Below are 14,223 nucleotides of genomic sequence, written 5' to 3'. Positions count from 1 at the left end.
CGGTGGGGGACCGGCCGCAAGGGGCGGCCGGCCCCCGCCGTTCTTCCGGCGCACACCGGCCCGCCCCGGCCGTACGGAGGTGGGGTACCGGACAACGAACGCCGAGTCCCGGCCGCGGCGGAGTCGCCGGCGGCACAGTGGGAACACTGCGTACGAGGAGGCCGGGGACGGAGGCGGACGGATGATGGGAACCCCCTCGGGCCGGATGCGGCGGACGATCCTGGAGTGGCTCAAGGACCCGGCGGCCCACTTCCCGGCGCCCCGTGGCCGCGACCTCGCCGAGACGGGCGTCACCGCGCGCGCCGTCGCCGCCAAGCTGGGCGTGCCCCGCCGGACCGCCGCCGCCCACCTGGACTTCCTCGCCCGGCTCGGCGTGCTGCGCACCCGCCGCGGCTACTGCCGTACCTACTACCGGCGCGACGAGATCCGCATCGCCGAGGTGGCCCGGGTCTTCGAGAAGGGCTGGTGACGCACGCCTGCGGCGCCGCCCCGGAGCCGCGGTGGACCGGCCGCGGCCCGGCGCGCCGCACGGGCCCGCCCGCACCACCGCCGCGCGAGGGACCGGCAAGCGGGCGGCGGGCCGGAGATGATGGGCCGACCGACGGAAGGGCACCGCACATGGACCGACCCACGGCACTCGTCCCGCTGCACTACGTCTCCCTGGGCGGGCGCGGCCCCGAGGACGTGACCGTCGACGCGCACGGCCGGGTGCTGACCGGAGTGGCGGACGGCCGGATCCTGCGCGTCCATCACCTCGGCGACCCCCGGACGGCCCGCGTGGAGGTGCTGGCCGAGACCGGCGGCCGTCCCCTCGGGCTCGAACCGCTCGCGGACGGCGGCCTGTTGGTGTGCGACGCGGAACGCGGCCTGCTCCGCGTCGATCCCGGCCCCGGCACCGGCCACACGGTCCGCGTCCTCGCGGACTCGGTCGCGGGGGAGCCGCTCCGCTTCTGCAGCAACGCCGTCGCCCTGCCGGACGGCACCGTGTACGTCACCGTCTCCAGTCGCCGTCACCCGCTCGAGCGGTGGATCGGCGACATCGTCGAGCACACCGGAACCGGGCGGCTGCTGCGTGTCCCGCCCGAGGGCGGCGAGCCCGAAGTCCTGCTGGACGGGCTGCAGTTCGCCAACGGCCTGGCGGCCGGCGCCGACGGTTCCTTCCTGGTGATCGCCGAGACCGGCGCCTGCCGGCTCACCCGCTACCACCTCACCGGCCCGCGCGCCGGTCACGCCGACCTGTTCGCCACCCTCCCCGGCATGCCGGACAACCTCTGGCGCGAGGGCCCCGGCGGCCCGCTGTGGGTCGCGCTCCCCAGTCCCCGGGTCCCTCCGCTGGAGCTGCTGCACCGCGCCTCGCCCGCCGTGCGCGGCGCGGCCGCCCGGGCCGCCGTCCACGCGCCGTACCGCCCGAGCGGGACGATCGGCGTGATGGCCCTCGACGACGCCGGACGGACCGTGGCGCACCTCACCCGCCGCCGCTCCGGCTTCCGCATGGTCACCAGCGTCTGCGCGACCGGGGACCACCTGGTACTCGGTAGTCTCTGGGAGCCCGGCGTCGCCGTCTGCGCGCGGCCCGCCGCCCGCTGACCCGGCGGTAGGCTGGTGCCCGGCCATGATCACCCGTTCGGGGCAGGCCCAAGAGGAGACGTACCAGCATGACAGCCCCGGAAGCCGAGAGCCTCCGTGTCCGCACCGGCCCGCGGCGGCGGTCCGAGTGGCGCAGCCAGGCACCCGTCGTCGCGGTGGTCGCCCTGGGCGGCGCCGTCGGCGCCTGCGCCCGCTACGGCCTGGTCCTCGCCGTTCCCGCAGCGCCCGGCGGCTTCCCCTGGGCCACGTTCTGGGCCAACGTCACCGGCTGCGCGGTGATCGGCGTCTTCATGGTGCTCATCACCGAGGTCTGGGCCGCCCACCGCCTGATGCGCCCCTTCTTCGGCACCGGTGTGCTGGGCGGCTACACGACCTTCTCCACCTACGCCGTCGACATCCGCAAGCTGGTCGACGCGCACCGCCCGGGCCTCGGGCTCGCCTATCTCGCCGCGACGCTGTGCGCGGCCCTCGCCTCGGTGTGGCTGGCCTCCGTGGCCGCCCGCCGGCTGCTGACCGGGAGACAGCGATGACATCACTGACCGGCCGGGCCCTCAGGCTCACCGTCTACATCGGCGAGGACGACACCTGGCACCACAGGCCCCTGTACTCGGAGATCGTGCACCGCGCCCACGCGGCAGGACTCGCCGGGGCGAGCGTCTTCCGGGGCATCGAGGGCTTCGGCGCCTCCTCCCGCATCCACACCTCCCGCCTGCTGTCCCTGAGCGAGGACCTGCCCGTGGCGATCGTCGTCGTGGACACCGAGGAGCGGGTACGCGCCTTCCTGCCGCAGCTCGACGAACTCGTCGGGGAGGGGCTCGTCACCCTGGAGGAGTGCGAGGTCGTCCGGTACGTGGGGCGCTCCGGCGACACCGGGGGCGCGCGCGGGAAGGGTGAGAAGTCGTCGTGAACTGGCTGCTCGTCATCGCGGGCGCCATGGTCGGCGCACCACTGCGCTATCTCACCGACCGCGCCGTGCAGGCCCGCCACGACTCCGTCTTCCCCTGGGGCACCTTCGTGGTGAACGTCACCGGCTCGCTGATCCTCGGCCTGCTCACGGGCGCGCTCTCCGCCGGGGCGGTCGGGCCGCATGTGCAGCTGCTGGTCGGCACCGGGTTCTGCGGGGCGCTGACGACGTACTCCACGTTCTCCTACGAGACCCTGCGGCTGGCCGAGGCCGGCTCCGGCGCGTACGCCGCCGCCAACGTGCTGGGAAGCGTCGCGGCGGGGCTCGCCGCCGCCTTCGCCGGTGTCTCGATCGCCGGAGCCCTGTGGGCCTAGGCGCTTGCCAGGGCGCCGGGCGCACCAAGTACTGTCTACAGCAATGTCGACCAACTCTCCTCAGAACTGGATCCCATGAGCGCCATCTCCGTCGGTCAGGCCGTCGTCCTCGGAGTCGTCGAGGGGGTGACCGAGTTCCTCCCGGTGTCCTCCACGGGGCACCTGAAGATCACCGAGGGGCTCATGAACATCCCCGTCGACGACAAGTCCGTCGTCGGTTTCTCCGCCGTCATCCAGGTCGGCGCCATCGCCGCCGTGCTCGTGTACTTCTTCAAGGACATCAAGCGGATCGTCTCCGCCTGGTTCCGCGGTCTGACCAACCGCGAGGAGCGCTACCACCACGACTACAAGTTCGCCTGGTGGGTCATCTGCGCCACGATTCCGATCGTCCTGGTGGGCCTGGCCGCCAAGCCGCTGATCGACGGCCCGCTGGCCTCGCTGTGGGTGGTGGCCGGTTCGCTGATCGCCGGTTCGGCCGTGATGTGGTGCGCGGACCAGATGGGCCGGCACAAGCGCGGCGAGGACGACACCTCGTTCAAGGACGCCATGTGGGTCGGCTGCTCGCAGATCCTCGCCCTGCTCTTCCCCGGCTTCTCCCGCTCCGGCGCCACCATGTCCACCGCCCTCATCCTGGACCTCGACCGCGTCGCGGCCACCCGCCTGTCGTTCTTCCTCGGCATCCCCGCCCTGACCGGCGCGGGGCTGTACGAGCTCAAGGACGCCCTCGGCGCGGGGGTGGGCGCCGCCCCGCTGGCCGTCGGCACGATCGTGTCCTTCGTCGTCGCCTACGCCTCCATCGCCTGGCTGCTGAAGTTCGTCGCCAAGCACTCCTTCAACGCGTTCGTGATCTACCGCATCGTCATCGGGGCCGGCCTGCTCGGCCTGCTGGCCACGGGCACGCTCAACGCCTGACCGAAACTCTCCTTGGTCACCCGCGGGGTGCCGATGCCTGTTGTGCAGGCGTCCGCACCCCGTTCATGTCTTCATACGGGGCGCGGCTTGACAGTCCGGGCACCGAAGCCGCAGGATCGCATCCGTGAACCTGTCAGACAGCCAGACAGGTGGTGCGGGTCCGCGCCGCGTCAGCGCGATGGAAGCGGTCCTGGCCCACCTCCGCGGCGCCATCGAACGCGGCGTGTACGCCATCGGCGACAAGCTCCCCTCCGAGGCCGAGCTGTGCCGCACCCTCGAGGTCTCCCGCCCCGTGCTGCGCGAGGCGCTGCGCGCGCTGCAGACCATGGGCCTGACGGTCTCCCGGACCGGCAAGGGCACCTTCGTCGTCGCGAGCGCCGTGGAGGACCCCACGTTCGGCGACTACGCGGCCAGCGACCTGCTCGAAGTGCGCCGCCACATCGAGATCCCCGTCGCCGGGTACGCGGCAGCCCGGCGCACCCCGGAGAACCTGGACCACCTGGCCCACCTGCTCGACCGCATGGAGCGGGAGACGGACACCACGGCCTGGGTCGCCATGGACACCCTCTTCCACCTCGCCGTCGCCGAGGCCGCCCAGAACCCGGTCTTCCGCCGGGTCATCGAGGAGATCCGCGACGCACTGGCACGCCAGTCGGCCTTCCTCAACCAGCTGGGCGGCCGCCGCGAGCAGTCCAACCGCGAGCACCGGGCCATCGTCGAAGCGCTGATCGACGGATCCGAACACGACGCCGTCCAGGCCATGAGCCACCACCTGGACCGCGTCGAGACCACCCTCACCGACATCGTGCGTCCTCAGCACGCGGACGGCCTGCCCGCCGAAGGCGGCCCCGAGGCATGAGCGCGCAGCACCCGGAACGGCCGGTTCCGGACCCACCACCGTGCCCCGTCCGCCGCTGATCGCCGTAACCCCCGCCGCCGGGCGGTACGCCCTCCGCGGCCGGACCTCCCGCACCTCCGCCCGCGCCGGCGCGTGACCCGCGTACCGGCCGGACCCGACCCATCGATACAGGCAGTGATGTACAGCAGCTCCCTCGCCGACGCACCCGCCATACGCGAACCCCTCCACGCCCCCGTCGCCCACCTCGTCCGCGGCGGAGTCGTCGAAGGCATCCACTACGGCTCCGTCGTCGTCCTCGGCGCCGGCGGCCGGGTGGACTTCCAGCTCGGCGACATCGAGGCCGCCTTCTACCCGCGCTCGGCCGTCAAGCCCCTCCAGGCCGTGGCCATGCTGCGCGCCGGGCTGCCGCTCGACGGCCCGCTGCTGTCGCTGGCCGCCGCCAGCCACTCCGGCGAGGACCGCCACCTCGCCGGGACCCGGCGCATCCTCGACCTCGCCGGGCTCACCGAGGACGACCTGCGCAACGTCCCCGACCTGCCGTACGACCCGGTCGTTCGGGACGCCTGGATCCGCGAGGGCCGGGACCCCTCCCGGCTCGCCCAGAACTGCTCCGGCAAGCACGCGGCCATGCTGTGGACCGCCCGGCTGGGCGGCTGGTCCCTGCCGGACTACCTCGACCCGCAGCACCCGCTCCAGCAGGCGATCAGGGAGACCGTCGAGGACCTCACCGGGCAGCGGGTCGCCCGGGTCACCGTGGACGGCTGCGGCGCGCCGCTGTTCTCCCTCTCCCTGCACGGCCTGGCCCGCGCCCTGTCCCGGATCGTCTCGGCCGCCCCCGGCACGCCGGAGGCGCGGGTCGCCGACGCGATGCGCGCCCACCCCGAGATGGCCTCCGGCGCCCGCCGTGACGTCGCCGCACTGATGCGGGCCGTGCCGGGGCTGCTCGCCAAGGACGGTTTCGAGGGCGTGCAGGTCGCCGCGCTGCCCGACGGCCGGGCCGTCGCCGTGAAGATCGCCGACGGTGCGAACCGGGCGCGGATTCCCGTGGCGGCGGCTGCGCTCGCGCGCGCGGGCGTCGACCCCGCGCTGCTGACCGGGTTCGCGGGGGAGCCGCTGCTGGGCGGCGGCGAGCCGGTGGGGTGTGTGCGGGCCGTGCGCGCCCTGGACCCGGTGTCCCAGCCCGCTTGTGTGTAGTCCGCCGCCCCGCGCCCCCTCGGGGGCGCGCTCACCCCACCCCTTCGCGAGGAAGCCCTCACCCCTCATGACCGCCGCCGCCACCCGCACCGAACACGACCTTCTCGGCGACCGCGACGTACCCGCCGACGCGTACTGGGGTGTGCACACCCTGCGCGCGACGGAGAACTTCGCCATCACCGGCACCCCCATCTCCGCCTACCCGCACCTGATCGAGGCCCTGGCCGCAGTCAAGGAGGCCGCCGCGCTCGCCAACGAGGAACTCGGCCTGCTGGCGCCCCGGAAGGCGCGCGCGATCGTCGCCGCCTGCCAGGAGATCCGCGCGGGCAAGCTGCACGACCAGTTCGTCGTCGACGTCATCCAGGGCGGCGCCGGCACCTCCACCAACATGAACGCCAACGAGGTCGTGGCGAACCGTGCGCTGGAACTGCTCGGCCACGCCAAGGGGGAGTACGCGTATCTGCACCCCAATGAGGACGTCAACCTGAGCCAGTCCACCAATGACGTGTATCCGACCGCCGTCAAGATAGCCACGGTCTTCGCGGTGCGCGGACTGCTCAAGGCGATGGCCGTCCTGCAGGACGCGTTCGCCCGCAAGGCCGTCGAGTTCCGTGACGTGCTCAAGATGGGCCGTACACAGTTGCAGGACGCCGTGCCGATGACGCTCGGTCAGGAGTTCTCCGCGTTCGCCGTCATGATCGAGGAGGACCGCAGCCGTCTCGCCGAGGCCGTCGAACTGATCCATGAGATCAACCTCGGCGCCACCGCCATCGGCACCGGCCTCAACGCCCCCGCCGGATACGCCGAGTCGGCCCGCCGGCACCTGGCCCGGATCACCGGGCTGCCGCTGGTCACCGCCGCCAACCTGGTGGAGGCCACCCAGGACTGCGGCGCCTTCGTCCAGATGTCGGGTGTGCTCAAGCGGATCGCGGTCAAGCTCTCCAAGAGCTGCAACGACCTGCGGCTGCTGTCCTCCGGCCCGCGCGCCGGACTGGGCGAGATCAACCTGCCGCCGGTGCAGGCCGGTTCGTCCATCATGCCGGGCAAGGTCAACCCGGTGATCCCGGAGGTGGTCAACCAGGTCGCCTTCGAGGTGATCGGCAACGACGTCGCCATCACCATGGCCGCCGAGGCCGGACAGCTCCAGCTCAACGCCTTCGAGCCGGTCATCCTGCACTCCCTGTCGAAGTCCATAGCCCATCTGCAAAGGGCCTGCCTGACCCTGGCCGAGCGCTGCGTGTCCGGCATCACCGCCAACACCGAGCGGCTGCGGGCGAGCGTGGAGAACTCCATCGGCCTGGTCACCGCCCTCAACCCGCACATCGGGTACACCGCCGCCACCGAGATCGCCAAGGAGGCCCTCGCCACCGGCCGGGGCGTGGCCGAACTCGTCCTGGACAAGGGCCTGCTGCCCGCCGAGCGGCTGGCCGGCCTGCTGCGCCCCGAGGTCGTCGCCGGCAGCGGGGCGCCGGCCACCTGACCTGCGGTAACAGGCGGATATCGGCCCCGGGGCGAGTGGGCTCCGGGGCCGGTCCGGAGGCACAATGGTGATCATGACAACGACGTCGTCCCTCACCTTCCTGCCGGTCCTGGAACGCATCGCCGAGGAGATGGAGCGCACCCCCGGCCGCGGCCGGGCCGCCGACTACATCCCGGCCCTCGCCGCCTGCGACCCGCGCCGCTTCGGCATGGCCGTCGCCGAGCTGGACGGCACGGTGTACGGGGTGGGGGAGTGGCGCGAGCCGTTCTCCACGCAGTCCATCACGAAGGTCTTCACCCTCGCCCTGGACCTGGCCCGCGAGGGCGACGAACTGTGGGAGCACGTGGGCCGCGAGCCCTCCGGCAACCCCTTCAACTCCCTGGTCCAGCTGGAGTACGAGAACGGCATCCCGCGCAACCCCTTCATCAACGCGGGCGCCCTCGTCGTCACCGACCGCCTCCAGACCCGTACCGGGGACGCGGCCGGCGAGCTGCTGGCGTTTCTGCGCGCCGAGAGCGGCAACGCCTCCCTTGACTTCGACCAGGAGGTCGCCGCCTCCGAGAGCGCGCACGGCGACCGCAACGCCGCCCTGGCCCATTTCATGGCGTCCTACGGCAACATCGACAACGACGTGCCCGTCCTGCTCGACCAGTACTTCCGGCAGTGTTCGGTCCGGGCGTCCTGCGCCGACCTGGCCCTCGCCACCGGCTTCCTGGCCCGGCACGGCATCCGCGCCGACGGCGGCCGGCTGCTCACCCGCAGCCAGGCCAAGCAGGTCAACGCGGTGATGCTGACCTGCGGTACGTACGACGCGGCCGGGGACTTCGCCTACCGCGTGGGACTGCCCGGCAAGAGCGGGGTCGGCGGCGGGATCATCGCGGTCGTGCCGGGCCGGTGCACGCTGTGCGTGTGGAGCCCGGGCCTGGACGAGCGCGGCAACTCGGTGGCCGGAGTGGCCGCGCTCGACCGGTTCACCACGCTGACCGGGCTGTCGGTGTTCTGACCGCTCCGGCCGCCGCGGGCCCTTCAGTCCAGGAACTCGTGCAGCAGCGGGAGCAGCAGGGCCGTACGGCGCATGAGCGCCATGTGGGTGGTGCCCGGGAGCACCGCGAGACGGGCGTGCGGGATCAGGCTCCGCATCTCCGCCGCGTGCTCGATGCGCACGAAGTCCGTGTCGCCGATGACCAGCAGCGTCGGCGCCCGCAGAGCCCGAAGGTCGCCGGCGGTCCAGGGCAGCGGTGCCCGGGCGGCCGCCGAGCACCTGGCGAGCAGGTCCTGGAAGCGCTCGGGGTGCGGCGCGACCGCGGCGTACGCGTCCGCCATCTCCCGGAAGTCCGCCGGGCCCGGCAGCCGTGACGAACCGGAGGCCGGGTCCTGGATCTCCGGGTGGTAGCCGTCCCGCGTGTACGGGGCGGAGGCGAGGACCAGCCGTCCCACCCGGTCCGGATGCCGTACCGCCACCTCCAGGGCGGTCAGTGCGCCGAGGCTGAAGCCGAGGAAGTCGGCCTGCTCGATACCGAGTTCGTCCAGCAGCACGACCACGTCGGAGGCGAGAGCGGGCACCGTGAGCGCGCGGCCGGTGTCGGCGGTGTGCCCGTGCCCCTGCAGTTCGGGGGCGACCACCCGGCGGGTCGCGGCCAGCGCGGGCAGCACGGCGCCGAAGGACAGGTCCACCGTGCACACGCCCCCGTGCAGCAGCACCAGCGGCCGGTGCGCGGACGGCTCGCCGTGGAGTTCGTAGTACATCCGCAGGTCGCCGGTCTTCGTGTGGGCGGAGCTGTGCGCCACGGTGATCACGTCCGTTCCGTCGGTTGCCGTCCCGGTGGTGACCCTGCGGACGCCCGGAAGTCATCGCCGCTCACACGCCGGTCACGTGCGGGCCGCCCGCCGGTGAGCGGAGCGTCGTCTTCCGGCCACCCGGCGTTGACACGCTGCCCGAGTGTTGGCCATGGCATTTCCCGTCGATCTCCGCCGCTGCCAGGTACTCGGGCTGGCCGGCACCGCATGTCTCGCGCTGGGCGGCGAGACGGCCGGCGCCCTGCCCGTACGCGACCTGCTGGCCCCGGCCTCGGCGCAGGCGGCGCTCGGTGTCGTCGGGGTGTACTTCGGTGTCGTCCTGCTGACGGCGGCCTGGCTGCTGCTCGGCCGCCTGGTGCGCGGCCCGCAGCCGCCCACCCCGCGCGCCCTGCTGCTGGTGCTCGCCGTGTGGGCGGCGCCCCTGCTGCTCGCACCACCGCTGTTCAGCCGGGACGTCTACAGCTATCTCGCGCAGGGCGCCATGGTCGACGCCCACATGGACGTCTACGCCCACGGCCCCGCCCAGCTCGGCGGCCCGCTCGCCGACGAGGTGGCCCCGATGTGGCGGCACACCGGCGCACCCTACGGTCCCGCCTTCCTCGCCCTGGCCTCCGCGCTGTCCGGTCTGACCGACGGCCGGCTGCCCGCCGGCCTGCTCGGCATGCGCCTGGTCGCGCTGCTCGGGGTGGCCCTGATGGCGGTGGCGCTGCCCCGCCTCGCCCGGCACAGCGGCGCCGACCCGGCCGCCGCCCTCTGGCTCGGCGCCCTCAACCCGCTGGTGCTGCTCCACCTGGTCGCGGGCGCACACAACGACGCCCTGATGCTCGGCCCGCTGGGGCTCGGCCTGGTCGCCGCGCGCGGGGACCGGCCCGCCGGCGGTGTCCTCGGAGCCGTCCTCGTCACCCTGGCCGCCCTGGTCAAGGCGCCGGCCGCGCTCGGTCTGCTCGCGGTCGTGGCCCTACAGGTCCGCTCCGGCCGCCGCCCCCTGCCGGCCGCCCTGAGCACGGCGGCAGCGTCCGCCGTGACGACGGTCGCCGCCACGGCCGTCGCCGGCACCGGATACGGCTGGATCGGTGCCCTGAACACCCCGGTCTCCCCGCACAACTGGGCCCTGACCAGCCTGCTCGGCCGCGCCACCGGCGCCCTCCTGGCACACCTAGGCAGCAGCCTGGCCCCCCTGGCCGTGCCCGCCTGGCAGGTGCTCGGCCTCGCCGCGACCGCCGTGGCCGTGGCGCTGATATGGCTGCGGACGCGCGTCAGACCCGTGTACGCGCTCGGCCTCAGCCTGCTCACGGTCGCCGTGCTCGGCCCCGCGATCCGCCCCTGGTACGTGCTGTGGGGCCTGTTCCTCATCGCCGCCGCCGCGCCCAGCACCTCGGTACGGCACCGGGTCGCGGCCCTGGCCGGCGTCCTCGCCCTCGCCGTCCTGCCGAGCGGCGGCCCGGCCGACCCCGGCCAGCTGGTGCTCGCCGTCTCCGGCGGGGTGCTCGGCGTGGTCGTCCTGTGGCAGGCCCACCAGGCGGCCCAGGCCCCGGCGCCGGGACGCATGGCGTGAGCGGGCCGCGCACGACCGGGGGCCGGCTGCTGCTGGTCCTCGCCCTCGCCGCCGCCGTGACGGTGTTCACCGCCACCGTGCCGCTGCTGCGCGGCTTCTTCGACCTGCGCGTCTACTACGGCACCGTGCACACCTGGGTGCACCACGGCGGCCGGATCTACGACTACCGGGTGCCGGGCACCTCGTACGGCTTCACCTACCCGCCGTTCGCGGCCCTCGCCATGCTGCCGCTGGCCCCACTCGGCCGGACCTCCGCGATCGTGGCGTCCCTGCTGGTCAACCTGGTCGCGCTGGCGGTGGTCCTGCGGATCCTGGCCGGGCCCGGCTGGCGGCGGCACGGCTGGTACCGCTGGTCGCTGTGCCTGTGCCTGCTCGCCCTGTTCGAGCCGCTGCGGGACACCTTCAGCTTCGGCCAGGTCAACCTGGTGCTGCTCGCCCTCGTCCTCGGCGACTGGCTGCTGCCGGCGACCGGCCGGGAGCGCTGGGCCGGTGCCGGGACCGGGCTCGCCGCCGCCGTGAAGCTCACGCCCGCCCTGTTCATCGGCCTGCTGCTGCTCGCCGGACGCCGCCGGGCGGCGGGCGTGGCGACGGCCGTCGCCCTCGCGGCGACCGCGCTGGCCGCCTGGGCGGACCCGGCGGCCTCCCGGTTCTACTGGACCGAGGCGCTGTGGGACACCGGGCGGGTGGGCCGGCTGGACTACGTGTCGAACCAGTCGCTCCAGGGCGTGCTGGCCCGCCTCGGCGAGCCGGGCCGCCCGCTGTGGGCGACGGCGGTGCTGCTGACCCTGTGCGTCTGGGCGTGGCGGGCGCGCAGGGCGGTGCGGGCCGGCGACCCGACGGCGGCCCTCGCGCTCACCGGGGCGGCGGCCTGCCTGGTCAGCCCCATCACCTGGGTGCACCACCTGGTGTGGCTGCTGCCGTCCTTCGCCGTGCTGCTGCGCGCCGGGCGCCCGCGGATCGCGGGCGCCCTGTTCGGCGTGCTCTGCACGAGCGTGGTCTGGCTGTGGTTCGACGACGCGTCCGGTATCGGCGGCTTCCTGGGCAGCAACACCTACACCTGGATCACGCTGGGCCTGCTCCTGGGCCTGCCGGTCGGTCAGCCGCGCGGCGCCCGGCTGCCCCTGGCCCGCAGGGTCAGCGTCAGCGCCACGGCGCCCACCCCGAGCCCCGAGAGCCCCGCGGCGACGGCGGGAACCGACCAGCCCGAGCCGTCCGCCGCCGGGGACGCGGCCGCGGCCACCGGTGCGGTCACCGACGCCGGGCGGGACTTCACGACGCGCAGCGCGTCCAGCGAGCCGACCGGGTCCACCCGGCCCGCCGACGCGAAGCCCCAGTCGAGCAGCTTGCGCGCCTCCTGGTACACGGTGAACCCGCCGCCGGCCTGAGGGTTCATCACGGTCACCACCAGCGTGCGCCCGCCCCGGCGGGCCGCGGCCACCAGGGTGTTGCCCGCCTTGGTGGTGTAGCCGTTCTTGATGCCGATCAGCCCCGGATACTTCGCCACCCCGTCGGCCCCGGTCAGCAGCCGGTTGGTGTTCCGGATGCCGTACGACTCGCCGTCACCGGGGAAGTACGCCTGGGCGGTGGAGCAGTAGCGGGCGAAGTCGGGGTTGCGCAGGCCCTCCCGGCCGAAGACGGCCAGGTCGAAGGCGGAGGACACCTGGCCGTCGGCGTCGTAGCCGTCGGGGGAGACCACATGGGTGTCCAGGGCGCCGAGCGTCCGCGCCTTGTCCTGCATCCGCCTGGCCGTGGTGTTCCAGCCGCCGTTCAGCGCGGCGAGCACGTGCACGGCGTCGTTGCCGGAGCTGAGGAACACCCCGCGCCACAGGTCGGCCACCTGGTAGGAGAGCCCTTCCTTGACACCGACCAGGCTGCTGCCCTCGCCGATGCCCGCCAGTTCCCTGGTGCTCACGGTGTGCCGCATCGAGGAGGGGAGCGACGGCATCACCGTGACCGCGAACAGGGTCTTCAGCGTGCTCGCGGGTGGGAGCTTGCGGTGCGCGGAACTCGCGGCCAGCACGCTGCCGCTGCCGGCGTCGGCCACCACCCAGGACAGCGCCGACACCTGAGGGACCTCGGGCGCGTCCCGGTGCGGGCGGACCTGGACGCCGGAGCGGTAGAGCAGGGACGGCGCGGGCATCGCCGCCCCCGGGCCGGGCGGTGCGGGCACTCCGGCACGGGGGCCGGCAAAGGCGGTGGCGGGCGTGAGGGCCAGCACGCCCGCCACACACAGGGAACAGGCCGTCGCGGCCACCCGATGAGAAAGTCCGGTGATCATATGGTCAACGTACGAAGGGGTGGGCCGTCTCTCTCGCCGTAGCGGCCGTTCGGCCCACGCGGGCAACCCGGATGCCGGATCCCGGCCCCGGCGAGGGGCTCAGCCGGAGGGCAGGGTGGGCCGGATCCGCCGCAGGAAGGCGGCGTTGTCGGGGGTGGAGCGCAGCCGCTCCAGGAGGGTCTCCAGACCGGACGGGCCGCCGTCGCGGGGGCGCAGGACCCGGCGCAGGCCCTGTACGGCCGTCAGTTCGGCCGGGGTGAGCAGCAGTTCCTCGCGGCGGGTGCCGCTGGCGTCGAGGTCGACGGCCGGGAACAGGCGCCGGGCGGCGGCTTCCCGGTCCAGGCGCAGCTCCATGTTGCCGGTGCTCTTCAGCTCCTCGAAGTAGTAGCCGTCGGCACGGGAGCCGGTGTCCACCAGCACGGTGGCGAGGATGGTCAGCGAGCCGCCCTCCTCCGCCTGGCGGGCGGCGCCGAAGAACCGCTTGGGGCCGAGCAGCGCGCCCGCGTCGACACCGCCGCTCAGGGTGCGCCCGCCGGCGGCGGAGGCGTTGTTGTGCGCCCGGCACAGCCGGGTCAGCGAGTCCAGCAGGATCACGACGTCCTCGCCGGCCTCCACCCGCCGTTTGGCCCGTTCGATCACCAGCTCGGCCAGGGCGATGTGCTCCCGGGGCGCCCGGTCGAAGGTGGAGGCGTACACCTCGCCGCGCACGGAACGGCGCATCTCGGTGACCTCCTCGGGGCGCTCGTCCAGCAGCAGCACCATCAGCCGGCACTCGGGGTGGTTGCCGGCGACGGCGGCGGCGAACTGCTGCAGCAGGACGGTCTTGCCGCTCTTCGGCGGGGCCACGATCAGCCCGCGCTGGCCCATGCCGACCGGTGCGAACAGATCGGCGACGCGCCCGGCCGGCCCGGAGCCGGGGTGTTCCAGGCGGATGCGCCGGTGCGGGTGGAGCGGGGTGAGGTCGCGGAAGTGATGCCGGGAGCGCAGGGAGGCGGGGTCGCGTCCGTCGACGCGGGTGACCTCGGTCAGGGCGCGCCGGTCGCCCTGGACGCCTTCGACGAGGTCGCCCTTGCGCAGCCCGTGGCGCCGGATCAGGCCCGGCGGCACCTGGGGGTCGGCGGGGGTGGGCAGCAGGGACGCGGCCCGCAGCTGCGCCTTCCCCTGCGCGTCGATGTCGAGGACACCGGTGACGAGCCGGGCGGCGGGCGCCCGCTGGACCGCGGGAGGGTGTTCGAGTGTGGTGGTCATGGTGGGAGGTCCTTTCGGCGGACGGAAGAAGCGAG

The 14,223-nt window shown here is 73.9% G+C and carries 14 protein-coding genes and 1 pseudogene; 12 read left to right on the top strand and 3 right to left on the bottom strand.

Going from position 1 to position 14,223, the window contains the following annotated elements:
- Positions 1-181: 181 nt before the first annotated feature.
- The 10 genes from ACGFZN_RS03760 (at position 182) to ACGFZN_RS03715 (ending at position 8,313) form a co-directional block, all read left to right on the top strand.
- Positions 182-469 (top strand): winged helix-turn-helix domain-containing protein, encoded by a 288-nt coding sequence (locus ACGFZN_RS03760; RefSeq protein ID WP_393856845.1) that lies wholly within the window; start codon positions 182-184, stop codon positions 467-469.
- 149 nt (positions 470-618) lie between these two features.
- On the top strand, positions 619-1,587 hold the full coding sequence (locus ACGFZN_RS03755; protein WP_393856844.1) for an SMP-30/gluconolactonase/LRE family protein: 969 nt from the start codon (positions 619-621) through the stop codon (positions 1,585-1,587).
- 68 nt (positions 1,588-1,655) lie between these two features.
- Positions 1,656-2,117 (top strand): fluoride efflux transporter CrcB, encoded by a 462-nt coding sequence (gene crcB, locus ACGFZN_RS03750; protein WP_393856843.1) that lies wholly within the window; start codon positions 1,656-1,658, stop codon positions 2,115-2,117.
- A complete protein-coding gene (locus ACGFZN_RS03745) occupies positions 2,114-2,494 on the top strand; it encodes a DUF190 domain-containing protein (protein WP_393856842.1) in 381 nt (126 codons plus the stop codon). The genes crcB (ACGFZN_RS03750) and ACGFZN_RS03745 overlap by 4 nt, the downstream gene beginning before the upstream one ends.
- A complete protein-coding gene (gene crcB / locus ACGFZN_RS03740) occupies positions 2,491-2,865 on the top strand; it encodes a fluoride efflux transporter CrcB (protein WP_393856841.1) in 375 nt (124 codons plus the stop codon). The genes ACGFZN_RS03745 and crcB (ACGFZN_RS03740) overlap by 4 nt, the downstream gene beginning before the upstream one ends.
- A 75-nt stretch (positions 2,866-2,940) precedes the next feature.
- The gene (locus ACGFZN_RS03735; protein WP_393856840.1) at positions 2,941-3,777 is read left to right on the top strand and encodes an undecaprenyl-diphosphate phosphatase; all 837 of its coding nucleotides are present in this window, start codon (positions 2,941-2,943) and stop codon (positions 3,775-3,777) included.
- A gap of 178 nt (positions 3,778-3,955) precedes the next feature.
- The gene (locus tag ACGFZN_RS03730; RefSeq protein WP_393857182.1) at positions 3,956-4,636 is read left to right on the top strand and encodes a FadR/GntR family transcriptional regulator; all 681 of its coding nucleotides are present in this window, start codon (positions 3,956-3,958) and stop codon (positions 4,634-4,636) included.
- A 177-nt stretch (positions 4,637-4,813) separates the two neighbouring features.
- Positions 4,814-5,830 (top strand): asparaginase, encoded by a 1,017-nt coding sequence (locus ACGFZN_RS03725; RefSeq protein WP_393856839.1) that lies wholly within the window; start codon positions 4,814-4,816, stop codon positions 5,828-5,830.
- A 67-nt stretch (positions 5,831-5,897) separates the two neighbouring features.
- On the top strand, positions 5,898-7,310 hold the full coding sequence (aspA, locus tag ACGFZN_RS03720) for an aspartate ammonia-lyase (protein WP_393856838.1): 1,413 nt from the start codon (positions 5,898-5,900) through the stop codon (positions 7,308-7,310).
- Between the two features lie 64 nt (positions 7,311-7,374).
- Entirely contained in the window at positions 7,375-8,313 is a 939-nt protein-coding gene (locus ACGFZN_RS03715) for a glutaminase (protein ID WP_393856837.1), read from the top strand.
- Between the two features lie 23 nt (positions 8,314-8,336).
- On the opposite strand, the gene ACGFZN_RS03710 is transcribed toward ACGFZN_RS03715, so the two are convergent.
- Complete coding sequence (locus ACGFZN_RS03710) at positions 8,337-9,107, bottom strand: alpha/beta fold hydrolase (protein WP_393856836.1); 771 nt, start codon at positions 9,105-9,107, stop codon at positions 8,337-8,339.
- Between the two features lie 151 nt (positions 9,108-9,258).
- On the opposite strand from ACGFZN_RS03710, the gene mptB reads away from it, so the two are divergent.
- Positions 9,259-10,662, top strand: coding sequence for a polyprenol phosphomannose-dependent alpha 1,6 mannosyltransferase MptB (gene mptB / locus ACGFZN_RS03705; RefSeq protein WP_393856835.1), 1,404 nt, complete (start codon positions 9,259-9,261; stop codon positions 10,660-10,662).
- Complete coding sequence (locus ACGFZN_RS03700) at positions 10,659-12,047, top strand: glycosyltransferase family 87 protein (protein WP_393856834.1); 1,389 nt, start codon at positions 10,659-10,661, stop codon at positions 12,045-12,047. Before mptB ends, ACGFZN_RS03700 begins: the two co-directional genes overlap by 4 nt.
- 59 nt (positions 12,048-12,106) lie before the next feature.
- Here the strand turns inward: ACGFZN_RS03700 and ACGFZN_RS03695 are convergent.
- A pseudogene (locus ACGFZN_RS03695) lies at positions 12,107-12,802 on the bottom strand (D-alanyl-D-alanine carboxypeptidase family protein); the annotation flags it as partial.
- 237 nt (positions 12,803-13,039) lie between these two features.
- Entirely contained in the window at positions 13,040-14,188 is a 1,149-nt protein-coding gene (gene rho / locus ACGFZN_RS03690; protein ID WP_393856833.1) for a transcription termination factor Rho, read from the bottom strand.
- Between the last annotated feature and the right edge of the window lie 35 nt (positions 14,189-14,223).

It is taken from the genome of Streptomyces sp. NPDC048192 (assembly GCF_043202415.1).
Classification (GTDB): Bacteria; Actinomycetota; Actinomycetes; order Streptomycetales; family Streptomycetaceae; genus Streptomyces.
Note: the sequence above shows the minus strand (reverse complement) of the source record. Positions and strands in the feature narration are given on the sequence as shown.